Below are 23,825 nucleotides of genomic sequence, written 5' to 3'. Positions count from 1 at the left end.
TGTTTAGCGGATGGTGGCAGCAGAATTCAGTGAGCTGTGCGGGTGTCTGACGGTCGTTCGCCAAAGCTGCGGTGGTATGCGTTGCTGAAGGTGCTCAGGTCGCCGAATCCTGAGGAGAAGGCGATCTGGGTGATGCTCTGTGACCGCCAACCGGGATCCTGAAGGCGAAGTCGCGCCAGTGCGAGCCGTTCCTCGCGGATCAGGTCAGAGGGTGTGGTGCCCACGCGTTGCAGTTGGTTCTGAATGTGGCGAAGTGACCAGCCCAGGCCCGCGGCGACGCCTGCGCCGGTGAGCGTTGGATCGTGTGCATTGCTGCGCACATAGCGGCGGATTGAATCGACGAGCGCGTCGGTGGGAACACCGTCCAGCGGTGCGCTGAGATCGTTGTAGGCGATGGCGATGAGGTCGACGATCCGGTCCATGACTGCGTCGAACTGGAAGCCGTCCAGCTGATCGCGCTCGCCACGGATCGTGCGTAGCTGATCGACGACGATCCGGCCGAGCCCACGCCTCGCATCAAGCGATATCGGACGATCAGTAGTCGACCGCGCCAGTCGAGAGTCGAGGTGATCTCGTGGAATGACGAGGGCTACCGCCGAGACGTTGTCGCCATGTCGCATATCCATCGCAGCATCCAGCGAGGTGAGCGTCATCGTGTGTGGCACCGCCACGACGTCACTGTCCCCTTGTGCAAGCTGCAGATGACCATGCACTGGGATGAGCAACTCGTATGAGCCGTGCGGAGATCGCCGAATCTGGTTGGAATCTCGAGTTAGTGCTTCAGTGTCACCCCACCAACGGACCAGTCGATAGCGACCCGACTGCTGATATTCGATCCGCCCGGAGTAGTCATCGGCCAGCGCGAAGGACATCGGACAGTGAATCTCTGACACGCGCTCTCGCCACCAATCGCTGCGTTCCTTGGCACCCAGATCCTGGGTACTAAGGGTCTGCACGATGTAACTCATGTCGGAACGTCGCTTCCTCGTCGTGGCGCCTTTGCCTATGGCCAAACGCGCTGCGCTGGTCAGGCTTGGTGGCAGCCCACTCACCCTAGAAATGTGACCTGGAACACGTCTTGGCTATATGCGCAGCGTACCTTTCGCTGTGCGCACGGCCTCGTAGCGAACTGCATTCGCCCGATTGCGGCGCCGCTCCTGCGTGTTCGGGCGAGCTCGCAACCAGACAGCGGCAAAAGTCACATGTCAGGACGGAGCCGGAATCTGCCCGCAGTTGGGCGCGCTGGGTATCCCATTGAACCGGTCGGCGATCCAGCGCATACTTCGCTCTCCGTCGACAAACACGGGCAGCATGGAATTGATGTCCAGTTTGTTGAACAGCGGTGGCTGTTCATTCGTCCACAGCGTTACGTCGGCGCCCATTGCACACCAGTCGGCTGCGGTTTGTTCTACGGCGGAGTAGGGATCAAACGGATCCCACCGGTTGTGCGTCAGATAGACAGGGCCGGTGGGTTTGACGTTGCCGATCCGCTGAGCCCACAGGAGGGACTTGAAGGGTTCTGCGGCGGCGGTGGCGAAGATGTCCTGCCTGAACCAGAACTGGATATGGCGAAACATGTAGTCGACACCAGTCTGCAGGAGGCATTGACGGCCGGTATTGGCCAGCATTTCCGCGCCGCGCGGGGTGAGCGCATCCCAGATGGGCCGCTCGGTGGCGGGATAGGACGCCATGATTCCTCGCAGGACATAGCCGAGGAGACCGGCCAAGAAGTTGCCATCCATGGCGGGCAGGACTGGCGCGATATCTGTTGGTGCCGCGGCGGCGTAGGTGCCGACGACGTGCAGCTCGGGGCCGTAGCTCGTGGCCAACTCTGCCGCCGACAGCGCCGCGTGTGCGCCTGCGAGCCACCCCCAAAAGGCGACGGGGCCGTGCGGGTCCAGGGAGGTACCGGGCAACTTCATTGCAGCGCGAGCGGCGTCTATGAGTGCAGCTCCGCCAGCGTTGCGGTTGAGGAATTGCGGAGACCTAGAGTCATGGATACCCATGCCGACACCGTCGGTGATGACGATGGCGAAGCCACGGGCCAACAGGGTCGCGACCCATCCCTCCTCCAGGTTGAACATGACATCGAAACCGCTCTGCAAGGAGGCGTGGATGCCCTGATTGAACATGCGCGATGGTGCACACTGCTCGCCCATGCCAAAGCCCATGACTGCGTACGCGAGAAGGGGGCGAGGTCCGCGGCCCGGCCAGGGGACGTCGGGTTCTATATAGGTGCCAGTCACCGCCACGGGCTGTCCTTGGGCGTCAGTGCTGCGGTACATGATCCGCGTTCCGGTGCCGACAAACGTGCCGAGTTGTCCGGATGGTTCGAGCACGAGCCGCGACGGTTCGGTGCGGATGAGATCGCCCGGCCGGCCGGGCGGGAGTGGACTAGGCGGCGTGTAGAACGGGAGATAGGCGGTTTCGTCTGCGCGCACGACCGGCGGCATTGCCAATCCGCCGACGGCGAGCACGATGACCGCGACGGTCAACCCGAGCATGCGCGCCAGGAAACTCGTCACGCCGGTGCGCTCGAACCCTGACTCCCCAATGGGTTGGGACCAGGTCAGCGGTGTGGCAGTGCGTTGCGTGAGATGAGCCATGTTGGTTGCTCCGGGGATTGAGGTCTGGGGTCATGAAATTCGGGAAAGAAGCACAACCTGCAGTCGGACCGCTCGGCCTGCGGTTTTGAGGCGTCTGCTGCGATGGTGGGCGTGAGCGAGTAATGCGGCGCTCATCGCTGTGGCGTGGCGGTCTGGGCGCCGAGTGTGGAACCACGGGACAGGCGGTTCCGTTTGCGCTCCGAGCCACTGGCGATGTTCAGGAAACGCGTTGTGGCGCAGTGTCGTTGATCCGATACCCGACTATGCGATGGCGGCGCTGCTGGCGTCTTTGAGCTGTTGTTTGAGGACCTTGCCCGTGGCGTTGAGCGGGAGCTCGTGGCAAAACTGAACTGTGCGTGGGCATTTGTATACGGCCAGGCGGTCACGGCACCACGCGATAACGTCAGATTCGGCCAGCGTCGTACCCGGTCGCGTGATCACGAAGGCTTTGATCTCTTCGCCGACGCGTTCATCGGCAATCCCCACCACCGCGGCGAGGGTGATGTCGGAATGCGTCATCAGGGTCTCCTCTACCTCGCGGGGGTAGACGTTGAACCCGCCGCGCACGATGAGATCTTTGGCGCGATCGACGATGTAGAAGAAGTTGTCTTTGTCGCGAGTAGCGATGTCGCCGGTGTGAAACCAGCCGGCAGGATCGATGACCTCATCAGTGGCATCAGGGCGGCCGATGTATCCCTTCATGACGTTGTGCCCGCGGACGAGGAGTTCACCGCGTTCGCCAGGACCGCAGTGTTGGCCGTCGGTGCCGAGCAGCGCGAGTTCAACTCCCCACACTGGCATCCCGATGGAGCCGGGGCGGCTGGGTCGGTCGAGTCGATTGAAAGCCACCACCGGGCTTGTTTCGGACAAGCCGTATCCTTCGCGGATACCGACGCCGAAGACGGTCTCGAATCGCTTGAGAAGCTCGACGGGTAGCGCGGCGCCGCCTGACATGGCCACTTTGAGCTGTCTGCCGAGTGTTGTGATGTCGATGCGGTGTGTGGCTGCGCCCAGCAGTGCCCAATACATGGTGGGTACGCCGGCGAACACCGTAATCTGGTGATCCCGGATCAGGTTCAATACGGTGTCGGCATCGAACCGGGGCAACAGCACGAGCGTTGCACCCTGGCTGAAACCGGCGTTCAGCTGGACAGTTTGGGCGAACGAGTGAAACAGCGGCAGTGTCACCAGTTGCGACTCACCGAGAATGCCGAAAAGGCGGTGACACGTCAGCGCATTGAGGACAAGGTTAGCGTGTGTGAGCTCGGCGCCCTTGGGCTTACCTGTGGTGCCGCTTGTGTACAGGATGACCGCAGTATCAGTCGCTTTGGTCGGGACCAACACGTCCTCGCCGGAGTGCTCGCCGAGGAGTTCGGCTAGGTCACTGACGGCAATGGCGAATTCGCATGTAGCCACGTCGTCGAAGCCACGCCACGCATCGTCGGGCAGGTAGTCAGCGGCGAAGAAGTACGCACGCGCGCCCGAGTCGCCAAGATGGTAGGCAACTTCGGCGCGTTTCAGCATGGTGTTCATCGGTACGACGACCGCGCCCGCCTTCAGAATCCCGTAGTAGATGACGGGGAACTCGAGAACGTTCGGGACACTCATCGCGACTCGATCTCCGACGTTTACGCCACGGCGAATCAACAGCGCCGCAATCTGATTGGCCGCAGCGTTGACCTCAACGTAGGTCATCCGCCGGTCCCCTTCGAGCACCGCTGTCGTCGCGGGTCGTTCCCGCGCGGTATCAGTGAGCATGACAGAGAGATTGAGCACGAGTTACTTTCGCTTTCTTATGATGTGACGGCCTGGACACCGCACCGTGGTTACGACCAGTCCCATAGATAGGGCGATCCGACGCGATCAGCGATCGGCTTAAGGACCTTCTCGTCGTAGTACTGAAGGGTGTCCATCCCGTTGACCGGGCACTTGAACAGGATTTCGCCGAAAAGATCTTCAGAAAGGTCGGGTTTCGCGATGCCGGCCGCCATCGCATAGCGCTGAAGGTGGTTGCTGAAGGAATCCTCGACGGGCGGCATGCTGAAGTTCACCGGATGCTGCATTGCCTTCTCAAGGCTGACGAATTGCACACCTCGCTGCTTGTACGCCTCGATAATGCGTCCGATAGTGCGGGCAGCCAGGGGCGTGCCATGCACCATCCAGATGTGCGGTACGTCGGTGCCGAACATGGCGCGCGCAGATGCAGCATGCGACTCCAGACCTTCGATAGCGCCCTGGACGTGGAGGTCTTCTAACCTGGCTTGTGCGTCAACATCTCCGGTGATGAGGGACCGCTGATACGGCACGATGTAGACGAAGTCACCGAACCAGCAGGTGATGGGTGCGTTTCGATATCCGTTGTCGCGCAGGAAGTCCTCGACTTGTCCGCGTTTGCTCTCCGACCCGGAGGACATATCCATCGGGTAGCGGAAGTAGCGCTCGGGGGCTAGGTCGACAAGCGACCCGATGAGCTCCTCGGCCTGATCAACGTCACGACAGAAGTCGTCAGCGCTCATCCAGCGCAGTGGAGCGTGCTGATGGGTGTGATTACCCAGGTGATGGCCGGCCTCCAGCCACGCGTTCCAGCACGCCAAGCTAGCCGGATCCTTGGCGATGCTGTAGGTGTGTGCGAATCCGTAGACACCGTGCTGGCCGGCGCCGGCCAGCGCCTCCGCGAGTGCGCGGGTCACGTCGAGCGAGCTATGCCCTTCGGGGAGCGGCGTACCGTCCCACAGCACGAAATCATCGACCGTAATGGCCACTTGGACGTTACTGAGCGAAGCCTGGCCAGTCATGGCAAAGTTCCTTCTGCTGACGATGTGGCGGTCCGGCTGAGCGCCACGCGACATTCAACCTATGAATGTGATCGGGAGCACGTCTTGGGCTCAGGCGCACGCCCACTTTCACCCCGCGCACGGCGACGGAAGCCGTTCCACGTCGATATGTGATGCAGCGCTGGAATCGAACTACGTGCGCATTTAGCCAAGCCGCACAGCTTGGTTCGTTTCTACCGTGGCATGGACGGCTGCGCGAGCCGGCCATGAAAGGAAGCGCCACGTGACGAAGACTCTGCAGCATGTGCTGGCCCGCCGCCCGAAAGGACCGGTCACCGAGGAGGATTTTCGCCTCGTGGAGACCGTACTTCCAGAACTCAACGACGGCGATGTAGAGTTCGAAACCCTCTTTGTCTCAATAGATCCTGCGATTCGTGGCTGGCTCGACGACCGCCCAAGCTACCTACCAGCTGTCCAGATCGGCGCACCGGTACGCGCGCTGGGCATCGCCCGTGTGGCATCCACACGCAACAGAGAATTCTCGCCAGGAGATCTCGTGCGCGGGTTTGTCGGCTGGCAAGAACGATTCGTGGTCACCGCTCCCGGATCTGAGTGGGAACGTATCCCTGAGAATTCGGACGTACCGCTGCAGCGCTGGCTCGGAATCCTTGGCATGACAGGGCTTACCGCCTGGGCAGGTATACGCGACATACTCAAACCTCAAGTCGGACAGACGGTCCTGGTCTCGGGAGCCTCCGGTGCTGTCGGCAGCATCGCAGTGCAGCTGGCCAAGCATGCAGGCGCCCGCGTCGTCGGCGTCGCCAGCGGCCCCGAAAAGTGCCGCATGGTTCTCGACGATCTCGGCGCGGATGACGTCGTCGACCGTAAGGCGAAGAACTGGGCAGAACAACTGGTCGCGGCCACCCCGGACGGGATCGACCGCGTCTTCGAGAACTCCGGCGGCCCAGTGTTCGAAGCGACTATCGATCGACTCAACAACCACGCCCACATAGCCCTATGCGGCTTGATCGATGGATACAACCTGGAACAAAGGCCCGCCGGGCCCCGAAACTTCGGGCTGCTGCTCAGTAAACGCACCCATGTACAGGGATTCATCGTCCTTGACTACTTCAACCGCGCGGCGAAGGCTCAGCGGGAGCTCTCTCAGGGACTCCGAGAAGGGAGTCTCAAAGAGATTGGCACCGTGGTCCACGGTTTCCATGAGCTGCCGGGCGCTTTCGTCCGATCGTTTGAATCTGGAACCCCAGGCAAATTGGTAGTCGAGACTGCGCCTGTGTCGATGCGTGAGCAGAGCTGATCACTGTGAGGCAGAACAGGTCTCACGCCGGCTGGGACGCTCTTTCGAAAGAGTCCGACGCATTGCGCGGCTCAGCTGTTGGTGACGATCCGCCGGGCGGTTTGAAGTCTCCGCTCAAGAAGGGGTTTGCCTTGGGCGGTTACCGATTGCAAGACATGTGGCGGCGCCGTATCGGGTGTGCCGCTGGAGAACGGCGGCTCGGGCGCGTACTGCATGAAGAGTTGGATCGCTTGGGCTTCATCGAGTCCGCGCAGTTCGGCCGCGACCATCAGTGCCGCGTCGATACCAGCGGTGACTCCCGCGGCGAACACGAAGCTACCGTCGGTGACCACGCGCTCACGGACGACGGTCGCGCCGAAGATCGGAAGAACATCGAGCGAACCCCAGTGTGTTGTTGCACGCCGTCCATGCAACAGCCCTGCGGCTCCCAGCAGCAGTGCGCCGGTACACACCGATAAGACGCATCGAGCTCCAGATGCCTGCATTTGCAACCAATTCAATAGATGCTGGTTTTCCATGTGGGCCTGCTGACCAAGACCTCCCGGTACGTGGAGAACATCCAGCTTGGGCGCGTCCTCGAGTACCGCATCGGGTAGAAGTCTGAGTCCACGCCAATCACGGACGGGTTGCGGCGACAGGCCATATGTGGTGTATGTGACGTTGCTCAGAGACGCAAGCACCTCGTAGGGACCCGTGAAGTCGATCTGGTCCATGTCATCGAAGATGATGGATCCAATCTTCAGCTTGTGCCGATGCTGTTCGGCCTCAACGTGATCGTTCATGCCTTCATTCTGGTTGTAGGAAAGGTCGGTTGCGTCTCGCGTTGCTACTGCCGTACGCATGCCTGCAGCCATATCGCCGAGCAGTCTGCGGGCGCCTAGCCGCATTCAGTCGTGGGGTTACCTCTCTTCGGACCGTAGTCGGCCGCTGGCAGGACTCATCCGCGATAGGCGATCGCCGGAATCTCCAGGACTTGACCCGGCAACAAGAAGCCGGCGACCTGGACGATGGACATGTTGGGAGCGTGGTCCCCGACCCACGGAACGTAAACCCGGGGAATGGCTTCCGCCAATGCGGGCAGGTCGGATGCGTAGATCGTCAGGGATACGAGATTTGTGCGGTCCAAGCCTTCAGTTCTCAAGAGGTCTTCGATAACTCGCAGGATGAAATCCAACTGCCCGGCAGTGTCATCGGGATGAACGATCTGCAGGTCCTCCAGGCCGCCGACATTTGCGACAACGCCTGCGAGATGGACGGTGTCGCCCGCACTCACGATCTGATTGAAGCCGAAGCCCTTGAACACGTCAGGCGTGATGAAGTTGTTGACCTGCGGGGATGTCCTGCGAATCATGGTCTTCCTTTGTATGAGCGTGCAGCAATACAGCTGCAAACGGGGTGCATGCGGCGGCTACTACGGGACCTGTTGCGGCGCAGCATTTCCGCACTAGGGTGCGGTTCTCAATTGCTTGAGGCCGTCGGCGCGTAAGGTTCGGCCGACGTAGCCGAGTTCGGCTCGGGCGGCACGATCGTCGGTAGTGAATTCTCGTCCGATCATGCGGACCATCGTTCGGGTCAGTGGTGGATCGGTCTGACCCGGACGGAGGGAAGCGATGCTCTCCATTATCCATCCCAGGGAAACCGCCGCGTAGTAGGGAACCGATCGCAGATTGTCGATGGAGAGGCCCTGGGCATCCGCCAGCCCTGCTATGAACTGGCGGAAGGTGATGGGTTCCCGGTCGTTCACGAAGTAGGCGCGTCCACCCGGATCGCCGACGAGTGCGAGTTGCACCGCCTCGACCACATTGTCGACGTGACAGGTGCTGAACGGGTAGTCACCGCGATTGATGAATGCGAAATGCCCGGTTTCGATGCGGCCGGGAATCTCACGGCTGAACGAGTCGCCTGGGCCCCAGATCGCCGAGGGGCGTAGCGCGATAGTCCGAAAACTGGTCGTGTTTGCCGCCAGCACTTCAGACTCACTGATCGACTTCGTTGCGATGTAGCCGGAGAAGCTTTTCGGATAGGTCTTCGCGGACTCGTTGACAGCCTGCATGGGTGCGCCGTGGTCGTCCATGACAACTCCAGCCGCACTCAAGTACACGAATGTGGTGGCGCCGGCGCGCTTCGCCGCGTTGAGTAGCGCCCGGGTGCCTGCGACGTTGGAGCGGAAGTACGCCGCACGCGGACCAGCGAAGCGGAAGTATGCCGCGGCGTGCACGACGGCATCGACCGCTGGTAGGTAGAACTCGTCTGGACGATCAAGATCGCCGGGTAGCGGCGTCGCCCCCAACGCACGGACCTTATCGGCTGATGCGACAGACCGAGCAAGAGCGAGGACGGTGTGCCCATCTGCAGCCAACCTCCTGACGAGCTGTTCACCGACGAATCCTGAGCCCCCGGTGACGAGAATCTTCATGATCACGGTCCTCTCGTTTCGGGCGATTGCACTGTGCGCTGCAGGTCGGCACTGGCCGGCTGTCGCCGAGTAATTCGCCCATTCCCGTCGCAGCAAGGAACATGTATGCCGTTATGATTCCGACAGGACTGTCCCAGCGCAGCCTCGTGCCGAGACAGTCCTGTTGTGCGCGAATTATTTGTCGCCAGACCGGATCAGAGCCACAGCCTCGACCTCGATACGCATCTCAGGCAGACCCAGCGCTTTCACGCCGAGCGCAGTCCACAGTGGCAGATGTTCCCCCGCCCGGGTGCGGAACTGATCAACAACTGCCGCCAGGTGGTCGTCACCGATAGAATCCTCGCTGGTGGGCTTGTGATACGTATTGACTTTCACGACGTCATTCCACGTTGCACCCGCCGCCACAAGGGTCTTCTCGACATTGTCAAAGGCCTTCTGGATCTCTGCTTCCAGAGAATCGGCCGAGAAGGTCAGGTCATCGTTCCATCCACCCTGGCCGGAGATTTCCACGCGATCGCCGATCCGAACGGCCTGACCATAGCTGTACTGCGTGCGAAAAATATCTCCATATCCAGGGGTATCGAAGAACTCAGGTGTAGACATTCAGGTGCATCCTTTCGTCGTTCATTTCATATCCACTTCGGCAAACCAGCCGTCATGGAGTTGCTGTTCGATGGGCGTTCTTCGGCGCTCAGTTGCCCCAGCGTGAACCGCCATCGGCGATGAGTTGCTCACCGTAGGTCACACCGAATTCGCGTCGCTCACGCAAAACTTCGCCCGGAGGGCTATAGCGCGGGGCATTGTTCGGACCACTTGCAGCGTGATCGGCGACCGCGTCGATGACCGACGTAGCCATATTGAAACGAGGGTAGGCGGAGTGGATTACGGCACCGATTTGTGCGGTTACCGCGTTCACGTGTGACTCCGGCAGACCAAGCACACCGCCGAAGTCGATGGCGACGCCTTGGTATGTCAGAGAAGTAAGGGCGCCCATCCGCTCAGGTATGACCGCGGTGTTATGGAGGGCGATGGCTTCCCAGACCGCGTCGACCTTCTGCGCCTCCAGACCATGGGCGCTGAGAAACTCGGCCGCGCGGTCCGCACCGTCGACCTCGAAGCGCGTGTTTCTCTTGGCGAGCGGTGACAATCCAACGTCGTGCAAGACACACGCAAAATAGAGAAGCTCGTCGTCGAAATCCCGGCCAGGTACCAGCCCAACCTGTGGAGCGAGCAGCCGAGCGAACAAATAGCTCCGCACGCTGTGATTGGCGATCGCCGGCAACTCTGCGCCTCGGACCAATTCGAGCGCGGCGAGCGCTAGTGGTGTGCTCGGCAGCGTGACCACATCGGCGTCGGTGGAGGGCAGTTCCTTTTGAGAGGATGAAGCGTCCGGCAATGTCATACGACGAGTCTGCGGTCACCTCATGAGGTCCAGCCAGAGGCAAAATTGCCGGTATCCGCTATGTTGTTGCCATTTTCAGTTCACCTACGTCAACGCCCTTTTGAGGACTGACACACCCCCGAGGCATCGGGCCGCGGCGCGTGCCCAGAAGATTCTCAAATTTTTGTCATTTGTGACATTGCGTGACACCTCAATTGAGAATGTGACATCCATTTGAGAACTGCCAACGACGACCAGAGCCGTGGTCGCGGCGGCGGGCAACGCGAGCGGTGACTGCGCGGGGCAGAACCCGCTGTCGGATCCCAAACGGCCGGGCACGCCGGACTGGGACACGGTGCACACCGTCGTCAGCCCGGGCTGGTACGACGACTACGTGCTCACCGTCGGATCGGTCAGCCCGAACGGGATGCCGTCGCCATTCAGCCTGGCCGGACCCTGGGTCGACGTCGCCGCGCCCGGCGAGTCGGTGGTGTCACTGAGCGCGCAGGGCGACGGACTGGTCGACAGCCGGCCCGACGGGCGCCCGCTGTCGGGCAGCAGCTACGCCGCACCCGTCGTCAGTGGTGTTGTCGCACTGGTGCGTTCGCGGCTGCCGCAGTTGTCCCTCCGCCAGGTGATGGCCCGCATCGAAGACACCGCGCGCCATCCGGCCGATGGTTGGAATCCCCAGGTGGGACGCGGCGTCGTCGACCCACTGGCTGCGGTGAGCAGCGGTGTCCCGACACCCGCCCCCGCGCGGGTGTCGACCGCGCAGACAACGCACGCGCCCGGTCCCGACCACCGACCGTCGCGGCGCATCGCCTTCCTCGGCACCGCCATCTGCATCGCGGTGGCAGCCGTCGCCGTGACCGGGCGCCGACGGTCACGCGGGAACTCACCCTGACCAACAGGGTCCTCATCCTGCCCACCACCGAGTATCTTGAGTTTCTCCAGCACCACGGCATCACAGCCGATCAGGCCGCTGCCGAAAGTCAGGCATCGATCACTCGGCACAACACCGTGGAGACACCCCTGTTCGCAAAGAGCATCGAACGTAAGACGCTCGCCACGACCCGACGAGACCAGCAATGACCCAACTGATCGAAGCGCACGCCGTCACCGACGACGTGCTGGCCCGCTTTCACGAGTTCCTGGGACCCGACGCGCAGCGGTACCGCAACCACGTCTACCGCTGCCTCAACTACCAGCGAATACTGTTGCAGTTGAACGTGATTCCCGACGATGTCGCACTGGCGTGGGCCCTGCACGACATCGGCGTCTGGACCACCGGCTGGGACTACATCGAACCGTCACTTCAGTACGTCGACGAGTTGGCATCCGCCTACGGCGTCGACAACGTCGAGCGCGCCCGACAGATGGTCGAGTGGCATCACAAGCTACGTCCCTGCGAGGACCGGTGGACCGAGACTTTTCGCGTCGCGGATCGCATCGACGTATCACGCGGACTCATCCGCAGCGGAGTGCCCCGCACCGACATCACCCAAGTCGTGCAAGCATTCCCGTATCTCGGCTTTCAGGCGCTGCTCGTTCGGACCGCCGCAAGCTGGACCCTGAAGCACCCGCTGCACCCCATGCCGATGCTGCGCTGGTAGCGCGAAATGCGCGATGCTCGCCTAAGCCTCCCGAGAAGCCGGCGATAGGTGTACCGCGGCCACCTGTGACGCTTTGCAGAACTGAGCCAGCCACGACGGGCGTCGACCGTTGCCGGCCGATTGATCAGAAGACGCGAATCCAGTCGATCAGCATCTCGGCCGGGTATTGGCCGCCACCTGGTTCGCGGCCGCCCGAGCCACCCACCGCGAGGTTGAACACGGGGACCAGGGTGTAACCCGGATCGTTGAACGGCCAGTCGTCCAGCGAATTGGCCGGCACCGACCAGAACGGCTCCATGCCCGGCGCGTAGTCCTTCCAGAAGTACATGCCGCTGGGCTGCCAGGTCATTCGATAGGTATGCCAGGCGCTGTCGAACGGGTGCGGGTCGGTGGCGAACGACGTCCCGTCCAACCGGGCGTGCACGGTGGTCCCCGATGGCCAATCCCGGTTGCCGTACCACTCCACCAGATCGACCTCGCCGCCGCGAGCCGGATCATCGTTGAGCAGCCAGAAAGCCGGCCAGGCACCGTCGGTCAGGCAATTCAGCTTGACCCGAGCCTCCCACGTCGTGCCGATGCCACCGCGCCAGTTACCGACGATTTTGGCGCTGGCGTAACGCTCCTGAATGTTCGCACCGGGGCCTCGGGTCGCTCGGATGACCAAGTTGCCCTTGCCGTCCTGGAACACGTGCTCCTGGTCGGTCACGTATCGACCCATGTTGTACGGCTGATCCCACTCGACAGGATTCCGGATGACCTCACGCTCGGGCACGATGAACCACCACGCCGGATCCGGCGGCGCACCCGCGGGGCCGTTGAATTCGTCCTGGAACAGCATCGCCGGCGCGCCGGCCGACCCTGCAGGTGCGGCCGGGGCGAATCCAGGGCCCGGCGACACCGCGTTCGGCTGGGCTCCGGCCTTGGCCGGGGGCAGCACGGCTGCAGCCACGCCCAGCCCGGCCATCATCATGATGCTACGGCGATCCATATCGGGCACTCCGAAATCCTAGGCGATGCAACTAAAAGTTGTGCCGGTCTCGCGTCCAGGACACGCCACCCATCGCCGTCCAGCGAGGAGGGGCACCGCCCGCCGTCCGCAAATGGCGCGGACCCCAAGAGTCCTAATCGTCAGGATCAGACTGATTTCCACCCTCCCACCCCGTCGGGACTGTCAATACGCTCAACTGCGAAGGCAAGCTGTCAGCAACGCGAACAGGAGAATCTGCGCGTGACCGTCACCGACGAATACCTCGCCAACAATCAGGCGTACGCCGAGTCCTTCACCGGCCCGCTGCCTCTACCCCCAAGCAAGCACGTCGCGGTCGTCGCCTGCATGGACGCCCGACTGGACGTGTACCGCATCCTGGGAGTCAGGGAGGGTGAGGCGCACGTCATCCGCAACGCCGGCGGCGTCATCACCGACGACGAAATCCGTTCCCTGGCGATCAGCCAACGGCTACTGGGCACCAGAGAGATCATCCTGATTCATCACACGGACTGCGGCATGCTGACTTTCACCGATGACGACTTCAAGAAGGCCATACAGGACGAAACCGGCCTGAAGCCCGCATGGGCCGCCGAAGCCTTTTCTGACATCGCTGAGGACGTGCGCCAGTCGCTGCGCCGCATCGAGGCCAACCCGTTCGTGACCAAACACGAATCGTTGCGGGGCTTCATCTTCGACGTGGCGACCGGCAAGCTCAACGAGGTGGCCGCCTGAAACGCTAAGGCGAACGCCACGAATCGTGGATTACGTTTCGATCGGGTCGGCGATACTCGGCGTGTGCTGGCCCGGCGGGCCGCTCGATCAGAAGGATAGGAATTCTCAAATTCGTGTCACTTGGCAATCGCGATGAAGACGTCGTCGAGGGCCCTCGGTCGGCCGGCCCGTTGAGCGGTCGCACGTGAGGCGTGGTTATGGCGGTCGATGGTGCCGATCAGCAGCTGGTCGGTATCGGTGGCAACGCAGTGAGCCCAGGCCCTTTGCGCTGAGGCCGCGTACCGGTGGCCTGTGTGAGCATCGCTGATGACTTCCTCGTTGATTTCCTCACCACTGATCCACCCGATCGCGCCGGGTGCGATGGCGAGCACACCGATCGTTGTGTCCTGGCGTCGCACGGCGCGGAGTTGATCGCTACGGTGCCAGGACCGCAACTCATCTGGTGTTGCGATGGACAGGTTGTTGGCCAGAGTCGGGTCCGTGGCGGCCACAGCGGTGTAACGAGCTTCGACAAGGGCGATGGCGTCCTCGGGATCCTCGAAACGGTCGAGGACGACGCGGCCGTCGGCAGGGGGCATGTCCCGGTATCGGGCGAGGTGAATCGTCTCGTCGAGGATGACCCCTGGTCTACCAGTGAGGAGCCCGGGCGCGGTACGTAGGCGGAGGTAGCGTGCGCTGAAGACTGACCATTCGCCCAGTACGCAGTCGGCGAGGGCGTCGAGGTCGTCGAAGCTGTGGGCGAGGACGTCGACGAACGGGCGGGCGATGTTGCGTGAGTAGAACCGGATCCCGCCGAGCAGCTCGCCGCGCGTGGTGCGAACGTGGCGGTGGGCGTACTCCAGTGGCCCGATGCCCGGTAGCTGGACATGTGCGGCGAAGTCTTGGGCGAAATCGACATCGTGGACCAGGCGGACCTGCTCAGCGAGCCAGTCGGCGACCTTCTGTTCGCCTATGGGTGAGCTGAACAGTTCGTTGGCCAGCGCGACCTGATCGTTCAACGACGGCCAGTGAGCGAGTGCTTCCACTCGACACAGCATCCACACGCGCAATGGCGAAGCCAACAGATTTTCGGGGCAGCGGCGGCGCCGGTTAAGGCAATCCACCACCGTCATCCGCTTCGAGTTTGACTGTCTACCTACTAGAAGGTAGGCTGCGAATCGTGGCACAATCTCCATCGACGGCAGACGAAATCCTTGCTCATGCAAGACGTTTCATCATCGCCGGCGGATACAACGGATTCAGCTACGCCGATATCGCGAACGAAATCGGCATCCGCAAGCCGAGCATTCACCACCACTTCGCCACCAAGGCCGATCTGGTCTGTGCGGTGGTGAGCCGTTATCGACAGGAGGCCCTCTCCGGACTCGCCGAGATAGAACGCCACGTCGACGATCCCGTCGGCAGGCTCCGCAGCTATGTCGATTACTGGCGTACCTGCATCGCCGACGCAACGCATCCGTTTTGCGTCTGCGCCCTTCTGGCCGCCGAACTTCCTTCCCTCCCAGAACAAGTCGCCAACGAGGTGGCCGCTCACTTTCGCGCACTGTCGGCGTGGCTGACGTCGGTTCTCGAACGCGGCGCCGAGCAGAATCTGATTCGAATCGAGACAAGTCCCCGCGTCGACGCGGAGATGTTCATGGCCACCGTGCACGGCGCGATGCTGTCCGCCCGCGCCTACGGCGATGCCAAGATGTTCGCCACCGTCGTAACCCCTCTGGTCAACCGCCTCGACGCTTCGGGCTCCGCACCGACGGCAACTTCGTGACCACGGCGGCATTGCCGGCAACGAACAGGTCGCCGAAGCGCCATCAGCCGCCGGCAAGCAACGCGCCGCACCCCGCCGAAGCCGATTCGTCGCAGCTATCCATCCCCAACGCTCCACCGCGGATCATCTGAATCCCAAGATGCCCGCACCAAATCCGTTGCGGCACAGTTTGTCCAGTCCCCGTCAACGGCATCCGCCCCATTGGTGGATTGCCCCCGGTGTCGGGATGCTCGTCCGCACCCATTGAGAGGACACAATCATGTCGATTCAGCAAGCAAGCCTGTCGGAGCCCAACCGCGAGCAGTGGTTGAAGACCTACTACTTCGTTCGCGCGGCCTTCTCCTTCGCGTGGGTTGCCGTCGCGCTGACGCTCGCACAGCACAGCCTTCCGCTGGCCTCGGGGTGGCTCATCCTCTATCCGCTATGGGACGCCGCCGCGAATTTCTGGGATGCCGCGCGAAGCGGTGGACCGGCGCAAAACCGCAGCCAGTTGATCAACGTTGCGGTCAGTCTGATCGTCACCATCGTGGCTGCCTACGCCCTGCTCGCAGGTACGACGTGGGTACTCGCCGTCTTCGGCGCGTGGGCCACCCTTGCCGGTCTGTTGCAACTCATCACCGCCATTCGACGTTGGAAGGTCGGCGCGCAGTGGGCGATGGCACTCAGCGGCGGCCAGTCGGCGCTCGTCGGGGGCCTGTTCATCACCCAGGCACACACGCCGACCATCGAGTCGGCCAAGACCCTTGCCGGATACGCGGCGATGGGCGCAATCTACTTTCTCATTTCAGCGGTCTGGTTGACGGTTAAGGCCATCCGCGCCAAGGCAATTCCCGCCCCGCACGACGGGGACGCACGCACCGCGAAGCTCAGTCGACGGTCACAGGGCTAGCGGATCGAACGTCGTTGTCGCCGTGGCCAATTCGGAGATGACGTCGGCGACCTCTTTGCGGCGTCGCCAGGCCCGGCGTTGCCGCATGGCCCCGTTGCCCTGCTCGGCGATGCGGGCCAGCTCGTCGCGGGCCATGTCATAGTCACCCAGCGCTTCGAGGGCCGGGCGGAGGTGTTCGATGAATCCGGCAAGCAGAACCCGGGCCGGCGCCATCGAGCAGTCGCCCGCCAAGTCGATCGCCTCGCCGTCGAGGCCGTCATGCGCCGCCTTCCAGTGCGCGGCGCGCAGTGTCCAATCAGCAAGGCGTGGCACCGGTTCCCCGCGCTCCTGCGCGTCCAGCGCCGTCATCACCGCGGCCCGGATGAGCGTTGCCAGCAACACGGTCTCGGCCACTGTTGCCGGCACGTCGGCCACGCGCACCTCGACGGTCGGGAAATTGGCAGAAGGCCGCACATCCCAATAGAGCATGCCGTCGTCGAGCACCGCACCGGCCCGCGTCAGGGTGTTGGTGACGGCGTCGTAGTCCTCGACCGAGTCGAAGTATGGTGGCGGTCCGGCGCTCGGCCAGCGAGTCCACAGCACGCCGCGGAAGCTGGCGTAACCGCTGTCGGTGTTGCGGTAGATCGCGGAGTTCGCGCTCAGCGCGAGGAGCAGGTGCAGATAGGGCCGAAGCCGGTTACTGACGTCGACGGCCGCCGCCCGACTGGGCACCTCGACGTGCACGTGACACCCGCAGATGCCCTGTTCATGAGCGATCATGCCGAACCGATCGGCGATACGGGCATACCGCTCTTTCGTCGTCACCGGGAACGCATGCGGCACCGTCGGCGGTAGCGCGACGGCCAGCAGCCGCGCCCGCTGCGCTTCGGCCGACTCGGTGGCGACGCGACGCAGCCGGGTCAGTTCCGCACGCAGATCGCCGCTGGTGGTCATCACCGCGGTGGTGGTCTCGACCTGGCACCTGGTCAACTCGAGCTGTAGGTCGACACCGCGCGCGGCCGCATATTCCGCGACCGCCTGGTTGCGCGGCAGGGGCGCACCGTCACGGTGATCGACGAGGAGAAACTCCTCCTCCACCCCGAAAGTCGGCAGGTCGGTCATGGCACCCGGAATGCCCCCGAGGCCACCATGGCAAACCTGCCGCGACGCTAGGGCGACAGGCCGTCGCGCAGCACCCCGGCCGCCGCCACACTCAACTCCGGCCCGCCCGGCAACCGGGCCAGCAGCGGCCACGGCGCGGGCAGCGGCGCACCCTCCACCCCGAGATACTTCGCCGTTTCGGCATCGTGGATGCCGTACCGCACGCCGCTGTCCGTCACCAGGTACAGCGGTCCGGTCACCGATCCACCGGTCACCCCGGTGGCGTGCACATACGCATACCGGCCCGGCGGTAATGCCACGGCATCGATGTTCGGACCGTCGCCGTCGTCCTGCGCCAGCGTCACCGCGGCCGCATCCGGTTTCCCTTGCACGACAACGGTATCCGCTCGGTCGCCGTCGGCGCGCCAGCGGGCGCAGACCGGTGCCGCGCTCGGCAGCGGCGGGCTCGCCTGGTCCGGAAACGTCGACACCGCAAGGTCATGGACAGCGGGAATGGCGGCGATGGCCGCCGGCGGCACGGTGCGAAGGTCACCGTCGGCCACTCCATGGGTGAACCGGATGACGTCGGCCGCCACGTCACCGACGCGCTGCAGACCGCCGCCGAGGACCACGTGATGTTCGGGAGCATCGGCGCGGCTCACCCGCAGCACCTGCCCGACGACGAAGCCGCCCGGCCCCGTCCGGCCGAGCCCCGGAATCGACGGCGCGGTGATCGCGGGTAGTTCGGGCAGCAGGTCGAGAAATGATCGCGACACCGGCCGGGGCGTCACGCCGTCGAGTCGCAGCGCCCGGACCACCGCAAGGTCACGCAGGTCCACCGCGGCGCGCTTGCCGCCGTACAACAGATACGTGGCGGACAGGTGCTCTCCCGCCGCCGTTGCCAAGATAGGCCGCGCACCGTCAGGTCCGATCGTGTCCGTACCGGCGATCAGTACCGTCGTTCCGCTGTCACATACCTGCCACGACGCCGCCTCGAGCGGCCGCCCCAATTGTGCTGGCGCACCCGGGATTCCGACGAGCGGGCCGCGCGGCACGCCCGCGATCGCCTCGGCGTCGACCGCCACCGGATTGGCCGCGGACTTGGCGACGAGCCGCGCGGACGCGAGATTCAGGACGGGATGCCACGTCGACCCGATCCGGACGTACAGCGCGCCGGTGTCCCGAACCATGACGATCGGCGCGTCCCCCAGCCGGCCCGCCGGTGAGGCGATCGCGATCACCGCGCACACCGCCACCGCCAGTAGTGAGGCGAGCCAGCCCGCCGCGTACGAAATCGATTGCGCACGAATGGGTTCGTCGACCATCGCCGCGTCGCCACACACCAGTGCGTGGATCAGCCGCCGCGCCTGAAAGCGCCGGCCGCTGGCCTCCAGTTGCGCGCCCTGCCCCCGAGCCATGTCCATCCCCCGGCTAGCAGCCTAACCGCGGACAAACGCATGCCCCGACACCAATTCTCGCCAGGGATTTGTGCACGATTTTCCGCGCCGACCGCGGAAAATCGTGCACAAATCCCTAGGAGACGTCGACCCAGTCGAGGGTGCGACCGACGGCCTTCTGCCAGCCGGCGTATCCGGCGGAGCGCTGGCCGTCGTCCCACGACGGCGCCCAGCGCTTGTGCTCCTGCCAGTTGGCGCGCAGCTCGTCGGGGTTCGACCAGAAGCCGACCCCCAGCCCGGCGGCGTAGGCCGCGCCGAGCGCAGTGGTCTCGGCGACAACGGGTTTCACCACTTCGACGCCCAGCACGTCGGCCTGGATCTGCATGCACAGTTCGTTGGCGGTGATGCCGCCGTCGACCTTGAGTACCTCGAGGTGGACGCCGGAGTCCGCGGCCATGGCGTCGACGACGTCGCGGCTCTGGTAGCAGATGGCTTCGAGTGTGGCCCGGGCGATGTGGGCGTTGGTGTTGAACCGCGACAGGCCGACGATCGCGCCGCGGGCGTCCGAACGCCAGTACGGCGCAAAGAGTCCCGAGAACGCCGGCACGAAGTAGACGCCGCCGTTGTCCTCGACCTGGCGGGCGAGCGTCTCGCTGTCGGAGGCCCCCGCGATGATGCCCAACTGATCTCGCAGCCACTGCACGGCCGATCCGGTGACGGCAATCGAACCCTCAAGGGCGTAAACAGGTTTCGCGTCACCGAACCGGTAACACACCGTCGTGAGCAGCCCGTGCTCGGAGCGCACGATCTTCTCGCCGGTGTTGAGCAGCAGGAAATTGCCTGTGCCATAGGTGTTCTTGGCTTCGCCCGCCGACAGACACACCTGCCCGACCATGGCGGCCTGCTGGTCGCCGAGGATGCCGGTGACGGGTACCGGCGCACCGAGCGGGCCGTCGGCCGCGGTCAGCCCGTAGGGCTCCGACACCGACGACGACGCGATGGTCGGCAACATCTGGCGTGGAATCCCGAAGAACGACAACAGTTCGTCGTCCCAGTCGAGGGTCTCGAGGTTCATCAGCATGGTGCGGCTGGCGTTGGTGACGTCGGTGACGTGCACGCCGCCGCGCGTGCCGCCGGTCAGGTTCCACAGCACCCAGGTGTCGCACGTGCCGAAGATCGCGTCACCGCGTTCGGCGGCCTCCCGCACGCCGTCGACGTTCTCGAGGATCCATTGGATCTTGCCGCCGGAGAAGTAGGTCGCCGGCGGCAGGCCGGCCTTGCGGCGGATGACGTCGCCGTGGCCGTCGCGTTCCAGGGCCGAGGCGATGCGGTCGGTGCGGGTGTCCTGCCACACGATCGCGTGGTAGTACGGGCGGCCGGTGTGCTTGTTCCACACCATGGTCGTCTCACGCTGGTTGGTGATACCGAGCGCGACCAGATCGGACGCCGACAGCCGGGTCTTGTTCAGCGCGGTCTGCAGCACCGAGCCGGTGCGCTCCCAGATCTCGACGGGATTGTGCTCGACCCACCCGGCCCGCGGCAGGATCTGCTCGTGCTCGAGCTGGTGGCGTCCGACCTCGCGACCTGAGTGATCGAAGATCATCGCCCGGGTGCTGGTGGTGCCCTGGTCGATGGCCGCCACGAATTCGGCCAATGGCCCGTCCTTCCGCTCAAAACACTGCATCCGCTGTCGGACATCACGGTAGGAGACGCAGGCCTGTCACGCGATGCATTGCGGCAACCGGCGCGGGCGCGTCAGACGCCGAATGTCAGTTCTCGCGGGCGCGGCGTTCGCGGTACGCCGCGACGTGCTGGCGGTTCCCGCAGTTCCCGGTGTCGCAGAAGATGCGGGATCGGTTGCGCGACATGTCGATCAGCACCGCGGTGCAGTCCGACGCCGCACACGTCTTGAGCCGGCGCAGTTCACCGGCGCGGATCAGGTCGGCCAGGGCCATCGCCATCTCGGCGCCCATGCGCTGGGCGAGCGGGTCCTGGTCGGCCGCCAGGTGCAGGTGCCATTCCGGCATCTCGGGGTGTCGCGTCAGCCAGGGGTTGGCGCGGGTGTCACTGAGCAGGGCGTTGACCTGGCCGACCACCGCCTCCTCGTCGTCCGCCGCGGCCCACAGCAACCCGAGCCGTTCGCGCAGGGCCTGCACCGCGGCCAGCTCCGCGGTGTCCCGGTCGCGCCGGCCCGTCCAGCCGAAGTCGTTCAGATACCCGTCGAGGGCCGCCAGATCGGCCAGTTGGTCACCGTCGACCCGGTCGCTGTTGATCAACACACACGCCGCGCGCAGCGTGAGCTCCGTGTCATGACTGAAATTCATTTGACTCGTTACACCCGCCCTCCGTAGCGTCATGACCAATCCCAACTTCACTCATTACATCATCGGAGGTGGCCCGTGACTTTGTCGAACGGCACCGCGGCCGGCCACTTCCGGACCGGCATGATCTTCGCCGTCGCATCCGCCTTCACCTTCGGGATGGCGGGCGGCCTGGGCAAGTCCCTGATCGAAGCGGGCTGGAGCCCCACCGCCGCGGTGGTCGCCCGACTGACCGGCGGCGCGCTCATCATGGCCGTCGTCGCGACCATCCTGCGCCGGGGCTGGGTACGCGAAGCCCTGAGCCACAAAGGGACGGTCATCGCCTACGGCGCCATCCCGATCGCGGGCGCCCAGCTGTGCTACTTCAACGCCGTCACGTACCTGCCGGTCGGCGTGGCGCTACTGCTCGAGTACGCCGCGCCCCTGCTGGTCGTCGGCTGGGTGTGGGCCACGACCCGGCGCCGGCCCAGCACCCTCACGCTCGCCGGCGTCGCGATCGCCATCGCCGGCATCACGCTGGTGCTCGGCCTGATCGGGCCTGGCAGCCACACCGCAGCCCAGATCAGCCTGGCCGGCATCGCGTGGGGCATGGGCGCCGCGGTCTGCGCCGCCTGCTACTTCGTCATGTCGGACAAGGCCAGCGCCGACGGCACCGGCCTGCACTCCGTCACCCTGGCCACCGGCGGCCTGATCGTCGGCGCCGCGGCGGTGGCGCTGCTGGGTGTCTCGGGCGTCATGCCGCTCACCTTCACCAGCCACACCACCACGCTGGCCGGCCTGACGACGTCCTGGCTGGTCCCCGTCATCGCCCTGGCCATCGTGCCGACCGCGCTGGCCTACACCTTCGGCATCATGGGCATCGCCCGCCTGCAGCCCCGGTTCGCCTCACTGGTCGGCCTGTCCGAGGTGATGTTCGCCGTCCTGGCGGCCTGGGCACTGCTGGGTGAGGCCATCACCGGCATCCAATTGCTGGGTGGCGCGGTGGTGCTGGCCGGCCTGGCGCTTGCCCGCCAGGGCGACCGCGGCGAAGCGACCTGGCATGACGATTGGCCCGACAGTCCGGAGGGTTTGCCAGCAGGTCAAACAATTGGCCGTAGCTGAGCCCCATATGTGAAGATGGCCCGCGTGACCTTGCTCAGCATGTCGGTCCGAGTGGCCGCAATCGCCGCCACCGTCATCTCCGGAACCGCGCTGCTGCCGTCGGCACCCGCCCAGGCGGACCCCTGCCCGAACATCGAGGTGATCTTCGCCCGCGGCACGCACGACGACCCCGGCATGGGCCGCGTCGGCTCGGTCCTGGTCGACGCCATCCAGCCGCTCGTCGGCAACCGCACCGTCACCGGCTACGCCGTCGACTACCCGGCGTCCTACGACTTCCTCACGGCGCAGGACGGCGCGACGGACGCGCAGAACCGCATCGCCTTGATGGCGCAGCAGTGCCCCAGCACCAAGATCGTGCTCGGTGGGTACTCGCAGGGCGCCGCGGTGGTAGACATGCTGGCCGGCGTTCCGCCGCTCGGCGACCGGGTCGGCGATGTCGGCTCGGCACCGCCGCTGCCCGCCGACCTCGCGAGCCGCGTCGCGGCGGCCGCCGTATTCGGTAACCCCTCAGCCAAATTCAGTCATCCGCTGGACTCCATGGGCCTGTTCTCGAACCGCTCGGTCGATCTGTGCCTGTGGGGCGACCCGATCTGCTCGCGCGGCCGAAACCCGTTCGCGCACTCGCGTTATGAGTCGTCCGAGTACATCGGGCAGGCCGCGCAGTTCATCGCATCCCGCGTCTGACCAGCCATTGAGCGTCTGTCACCCGAACCACATCCGGCCTCGCGGTTAGGATTCGGTGTGATCATCAGTGCACTGCGCCGGGCCTTCGCCGGCACCGCAACCACCGTAGTCATGGCCGGCATCACAGTGCTGACGCCGCCTTCATTGGGTGCCGTCGGCACCGCCGCCGCTGCCAACTGCCCCGACATCGAGGTGACGTTCGCCCGCGGCACGTCCGAAGACCCCGGCCTGGGCCGGGTCGGCGGGGCGTTCGTGAATCAGTTGCGCAACAAGGTCGGTGGGCGCTCGGTCGGCGCCTACGCCGTCGTCTACCCGGCGTCGTACGACTTCCTGGCCGCCGCTGACGGTGCCAACGACGCCAGCGCCCACATCCAGTGGATGGCCGAGAACTGCCCGAACACCCGGCAGGTGCTCGGCGGCTATTCGCAGGGCGCCGCGGTGATGGACGTCATCGGCGCCATCCCCGTTCCGGGCATCGGTTTCAACAACCCGCTGCCCCCGGAGGCCGCGGGCCACGTCGCGGCGATCGCGGTGTTCGGCAATCCGTCCGCCAAGTTGGGTCTGCCGTTGACGGCGAGCCCGGTGTGGGGCGGCAAGGTCATCGACCTGTGCAATGCGGGGGATCCGATCTGCCAGACCGACGGTCAGAGTGTGCCCGCGCACAAGACCTATGCAGGCGGCCCGACCAACGAAGCCGCCGGCTTCGTCGCCGGATTGTTGTAAGGCTGGCATCATTTCTCGACGAGACCGTCAATTCGTC

General features: G+C 64.4%; 24 protein-coding genes. 9 read left to right on the top strand and 15 right to left on the bottom strand.

Annotated features, from left to right (window positions below):
* Positions 1–26: 26 nt before the first annotated feature.
* The 4 genes from BR47_RS0113205 to BR47_RS0113190 form a co-directional block, all read right to left on the bottom strand.
* Positions 27–968, bottom strand: coding sequence for an AraC family transcriptional regulator (locus tag BR47_RS0113205; RefSeq protein ID WP_036427231.1), 942 nt, complete (start codon positions 966–968; stop codon positions 27–29).
* A gap of 237 nt (positions 969–1,205) precedes the next feature.
* The gene (locus tag BR47_RS0113200) at positions 1,206–2,504 is read right to left on the bottom strand and encodes a lipase family protein (protein WP_036427263.1); all 1,299 of its coding nucleotides are present in this window, start codon (positions 2,502–2,504) and stop codon (positions 1,206–1,208) included.
* A gap of 363 nt (positions 2,505–2,867) precedes the next feature.
* Complete coding sequence (locus tag BR47_RS0113195; RefSeq protein ID WP_029119793.1) at positions 2,868–4,382, bottom strand: long-chain-fatty-acid--CoA ligase; 1,515 nt, start codon at positions 4,380–4,382, stop codon at positions 2,868–2,870.
* Between the two features lie 50 nt (positions 4,383–4,432).
* On the bottom strand, positions 4,433–5,401 hold the full coding sequence (locus BR47_RS0113190; protein WP_029119792.1) for a polysaccharide deacetylase family protein: 969 nt from the start codon (positions 5,399–5,401) through the stop codon (positions 4,433–4,435).
* 262 nt (positions 5,402–5,663) lie between these two features.
* On the opposite strand from BR47_RS0113190, the gene BR47_RS32605 reads away from it, so the two are divergent.
* Positions 5,664–6,698 carry an NADP-dependent oxidoreductase gene (locus BR47_RS32605; RefSeq protein ID WP_090562710.1) on the top strand — a complete coding sequence of 345 codons (1,035 nt, stop codon included), beginning with the start codon at positions 5,664–5,666 and terminating at the stop codon, positions 6,696–6,698.
* 71 nt (positions 6,699–6,769) lie between these two features.
* Here BR47_RS32605 and BR47_RS0113175 read toward each other — a convergent pair whose 3' ends face one another.
* The 5 genes from BR47_RS0113175 to BR47_RS0113155 form a co-directional block, all read right to left on the bottom strand.
* Complete coding sequence (locus tag BR47_RS0113175; RefSeq protein WP_051634776.1) at positions 6,770–7,480, bottom strand: DJ-1/PfpI family protein; 711 nt, start codon at positions 7,478–7,480, stop codon at positions 6,770–6,772.
* A 155-nt stretch (positions 7,481–7,635) separates the two neighbouring features.
* Positions 7,636–8,049 (bottom strand): RidA family protein, encoded by a 414-nt coding sequence (locus tag BR47_RS0113170; protein ID WP_029119788.1) that lies wholly within the window; start codon positions 8,047–8,049, stop codon positions 7,636–7,638.
* Between the two features lie 93 nt (positions 8,050–8,142).
* On the bottom strand, positions 8,143–9,114 hold the full coding sequence (locus BR47_RS0113165; RefSeq protein ID WP_029119787.1) for an NAD-dependent epimerase/dehydratase family protein: 972 nt from the start codon (positions 9,112–9,114) through the stop codon (positions 8,143–8,145).
* 174 nt (positions 9,115–9,288) lie between these two features.
* A complete protein-coding gene (locus BR47_RS0113160; RefSeq protein ID WP_029119786.1) occupies positions 9,289–9,717 on the bottom strand; it encodes a Rid family hydrolase in 429 nt (142 codons plus the stop codon).
* 88 nt (positions 9,718–9,805) lie between these two features.
* Positions 9,806–10,516: an HD domain-containing protein gene (locus BR47_RS0113155; RefSeq protein ID WP_051634775.1), complete on the bottom strand. Its 711-nt coding sequence runs from the start codon at positions 10,514–10,516 to the stop codon at positions 9,806–9,808.
* Between the two features lie 241 nt (positions 10,517–10,757).
* On the opposite strand from BR47_RS0113155, the gene BR47_RS30445 reads away from it, so the two are divergent.
* A complete protein-coding gene (locus BR47_RS30445) occupies positions 10,758–11,399 on the top strand; it encodes a S8 family serine peptidase (RefSeq protein WP_286154340.1) in 642 nt (213 codons plus the stop codon).
* Positions 11,400–11,583: 184 nt separating this feature from the next.
* Positions 11,584–12,108 carry a hypothetical protein gene (locus BR47_RS0113145; protein WP_029119784.1) on the top strand — a complete coding sequence of 175 codons (525 nt, stop codon included), beginning with the start codon at positions 11,584–11,586 and terminating at the stop codon, positions 12,106–12,108.
* Between the two features lie 124 nt (positions 12,109–12,232).
* Here the strand turns inward: BR47_RS0113145 and BR47_RS0113140 are convergent, their stop codons facing one another.
* Positions 12,233–13,096: a glycoside hydrolase family 16 protein gene (locus BR47_RS0113140; RefSeq protein ID WP_029119783.1), complete on the bottom strand. Its 864-nt coding sequence runs from the start codon at positions 13,094–13,096 to the stop codon at positions 12,233–12,235.
* Between the two features lie 240 nt (positions 13,097–13,336).
* On the opposite strand from BR47_RS0113140, the gene BR47_RS0113135 reads away from it, so the two are divergent.
* Positions 13,337–13,828: a beta-class carbonic anhydrase gene (locus BR47_RS0113135; protein WP_029119782.1), complete on the top strand. Its 492-nt coding sequence runs from the start codon at positions 13,337–13,339 to the stop codon at positions 13,826–13,828.
* A 116-nt stretch (positions 13,829–13,944) separates the two neighbouring features.
* Here BR47_RS0113135 and BR47_RS0113130 read toward each other — a convergent pair whose 3' ends face one another.
* A complete protein-coding gene (locus tag BR47_RS0113130; RefSeq protein WP_029119781.1) occupies positions 13,945–14,853 on the bottom strand; it encodes a GNAT family protein in 909 nt (302 codons plus the stop codon).
* Positions 14,854–14,951: 98 nt separating this feature from the next.
* On the opposite strand from BR47_RS0113130, the gene BR47_RS0113125 reads away from it, so the two are divergent.
* Together BR47_RS0113125 and BR47_RS30440 are read left to right on the top strand one after the other, a co-directional pair.
* Entirely contained in the window at positions 14,952–15,593 is a 642-nt protein-coding gene (locus tag BR47_RS0113125; RefSeq protein ID WP_231506703.1) for a TetR/AcrR family transcriptional regulator, read from the top strand.
* A gap of 259 nt (positions 15,594–15,852) precedes the next feature.
* A complete protein-coding gene (locus tag BR47_RS30440) occupies positions 15,853–16,482 on the top strand; it encodes a DUF308 domain-containing protein (protein WP_051634774.1) in 630 nt (209 codons plus the stop codon).
* On the opposite strand, the gene BR47_RS0113115 is transcribed toward BR47_RS30440, so the two are convergent.
* The 4 genes from BR47_RS0113115 to BR47_RS0113100 form a co-directional block, all read right to left on the bottom strand.
* Entirely contained in the window at positions 16,471–17,583 is a 1,113-nt protein-coding gene (locus BR47_RS0113115) for a glutamate--cysteine ligase 2 (protein ID WP_029119779.1), read from the bottom strand. The genes BR47_RS30440 and BR47_RS0113115 overlap by 12 nt on opposite strands.
* A 47-nt stretch (positions 17,584–17,630) precedes the next feature.
* Entirely contained in the window at positions 17,631–18,980 is a 1,350-nt protein-coding gene (gene eccB, locus BR47_RS0113110; RefSeq protein WP_029119778.1) for a type VII secretion protein EccB, read from the bottom strand.
* Positions 18,981–19,095: 115 nt separating this feature from the next.
* Positions 19,096–20,643, bottom strand: coding sequence for a glycerol kinase GlpK (glpK, locus tag BR47_RS0113105; protein WP_177127374.1), 1,548 nt, complete (start codon positions 20,641–20,643; stop codon positions 19,096–19,098).
* Positions 20,644–20,728: 85 nt separating this feature from the next.
* Positions 20,729–21,283 carry a CGNR zinc finger domain-containing protein gene (locus BR47_RS0113100; RefSeq protein ID WP_020101471.1) on the bottom strand — a complete coding sequence of 185 codons (555 nt, stop codon included), beginning with the start codon at positions 21,281–21,283 and terminating at the stop codon, positions 20,729–20,731.
* Positions 21,284–21,403: 120 nt separating this feature from the next.
* Between BR47_RS0113100 and BR47_RS0113095 the strand changes: the two genes are divergently transcribed.
* The 3 genes from BR47_RS0113095 (at position 21,404) to BR47_RS0113085 (ending at position 23,788) form a co-directional block, all read left to right on the top strand.
* Positions 21,404–22,381: an EamA family transporter gene (locus BR47_RS0113095; RefSeq protein ID WP_051634788.1), complete on the top strand. Its 978-nt coding sequence runs from the start codon at positions 21,404–21,406 to the stop codon at positions 22,379–22,381.
* 15 nt (positions 22,382–22,396) lie between these two features.
* Positions 22,397–23,065, top strand: coding sequence for a cutinase family protein (locus BR47_RS0113090; RefSeq protein WP_029119775.1), 669 nt, complete (start codon positions 22,397–22,399; stop codon positions 23,063–23,065).
* A 111-nt stretch (positions 23,066–23,176) separates the two neighbouring features.
* Positions 23,177–23,788: a cutinase family protein gene (locus BR47_RS0113085; RefSeq protein ID WP_051128498.1), complete on the top strand. Its 612-nt coding sequence runs from the start codon at positions 23,177–23,179 to the stop codon at positions 23,786–23,788.
* Positions 23,789–23,825 lie beyond the last annotated feature (37 nt).

It is taken from the genome of Mycobacterium sp. UNC410CL29Cvi84, from assembly GCF_000686745.1.
GTDB lineage: Bacteria > Actinomycetota > Actinomycetes > Mycobacteriales > Mycobacteriaceae > Mycobacterium > Mycobacterium mucogenicum_B.
This window is presented reverse-complemented; position numbering and strand designations above follow the sequence as displayed.

Bases quoted from the DNA above. Each gene is read 5' to 3' on its own strand.
- BR47_RS0113205 (WP_036427231.1), bottom strand. From the start codon at position 968: ATGAGTTACATCGTGCAGACCCTTAGTACCCAGGATCTGGGTGCCAAG.
- BR47_RS0113200 (WP_036427263.1), bottom strand. From the start codon at position 2,504: ATGCTCGGGTTGACCGTCGCGGTCATCGTGCTCGCCGTCGGCGGATTG.
- BR47_RS0113190 (WP_029119792.1), bottom strand. From the start codon at position 5,401: ATGACTGGCCAGGCTTCGCTCAGTAACGTCCAAGTGGCCATTACGGTC.
- BR47_RS0113175 (WP_051634776.1), bottom strand. From the start codon at position 7,480: ATGAACGATCACGTTGAGGCCGAACAGCATCGGCACAAGCTGAAGATT.
- BR47_RS0113170 (WP_029119788.1), bottom strand. From the start codon at position 8,049: ATGATTCGCAGGACATCCCCGCAGGTCAACAACTTCATCACGCCTGAC.
- BR47_RS0113165 (WP_029119787.1), bottom strand. From the start codon at position 9,114: ATGAAGATTCTCGTCACCGGGGGCTCAGGATTCGTCGGTGAACAGCTC.
- BR47_RS0113160 (WP_029119786.1), bottom strand. From the start codon at position 9,717: ATGTCTACACCTGAGTTCTTCGATACCCCTGGATATGGAGATATTTTT.
- BR47_RS0113155 (WP_051634775.1), bottom strand. From the start codon at position 10,516: ATGACATTGCCGGACGCTTCATCCTCTCAAAAGGAACTGCCCTCCACC.
- BR47_RS0113145 (WP_029119784.1), top strand. From the start codon at position 11,584: ATGACCCAACTGATCGAAGCGCACGCCGTCACCGACGACGTGCTGGCC.
- BR47_RS0113140 (WP_029119783.1), bottom strand. From the start codon at position 13,096: ATGGATCGCCGTAGCATCATGATGATGGCCGGGCTGGGCGTGGCTGCA.
- BR47_RS30440 (WP_051634774.1), top strand. From the start codon at position 15,853: ATGTCGATTCAGCAAGCAAGCCTGTCGGAGCCCAACCGCGAGCAGTGG.
- BR47_RS0113115 (WP_029119779.1), bottom strand. From the start codon at position 17,583: ATGACCGACCTGCCGACTTTCGGGGTGGAGGAGGAGTTTCTCCTCGTC.
- eccB (WP_029119778.1), bottom strand. From the start codon at position 18,980: ATGGCTCGGGGGCAGGGCGCGCAACTGGAGGCCAGCGGCCGGCGCTTT.
- glpK (WP_177127374.1), bottom strand. From the start codon at position 20,643: ATGCAGTGTTTTGAGCGGAAGGACGGGCCATTGGCCGAATTCGTGGCG.
- BR47_RS0113100 (WP_020101471.1), bottom strand. From the start codon at position 21,283: ATGAATTTCAGTCATGACACGGAGCTCACGCTGCGCGCGGCGTGTGTG.
- BR47_RS0113095 (WP_051634788.1), top strand. From the start codon at position 21,404: ATGATCTTCGCCGTCGCATCCGCCTTCACCTTCGGGATGGCGGGCGGC.
- BR47_RS0113090 (WP_029119775.1), top strand. From the start codon at position 22,397: ATGGCCCGCGTGACCTTGCTCAGCATGTCGGTCCGAGTGGCCGCAATC.
- BR47_RS0113085 (WP_051128498.1), top strand. From the start codon at position 23,177: ATGGCCGGCATCACAGTGCTGACGCCGCCTTCATTGGGTGCCGTCGGC.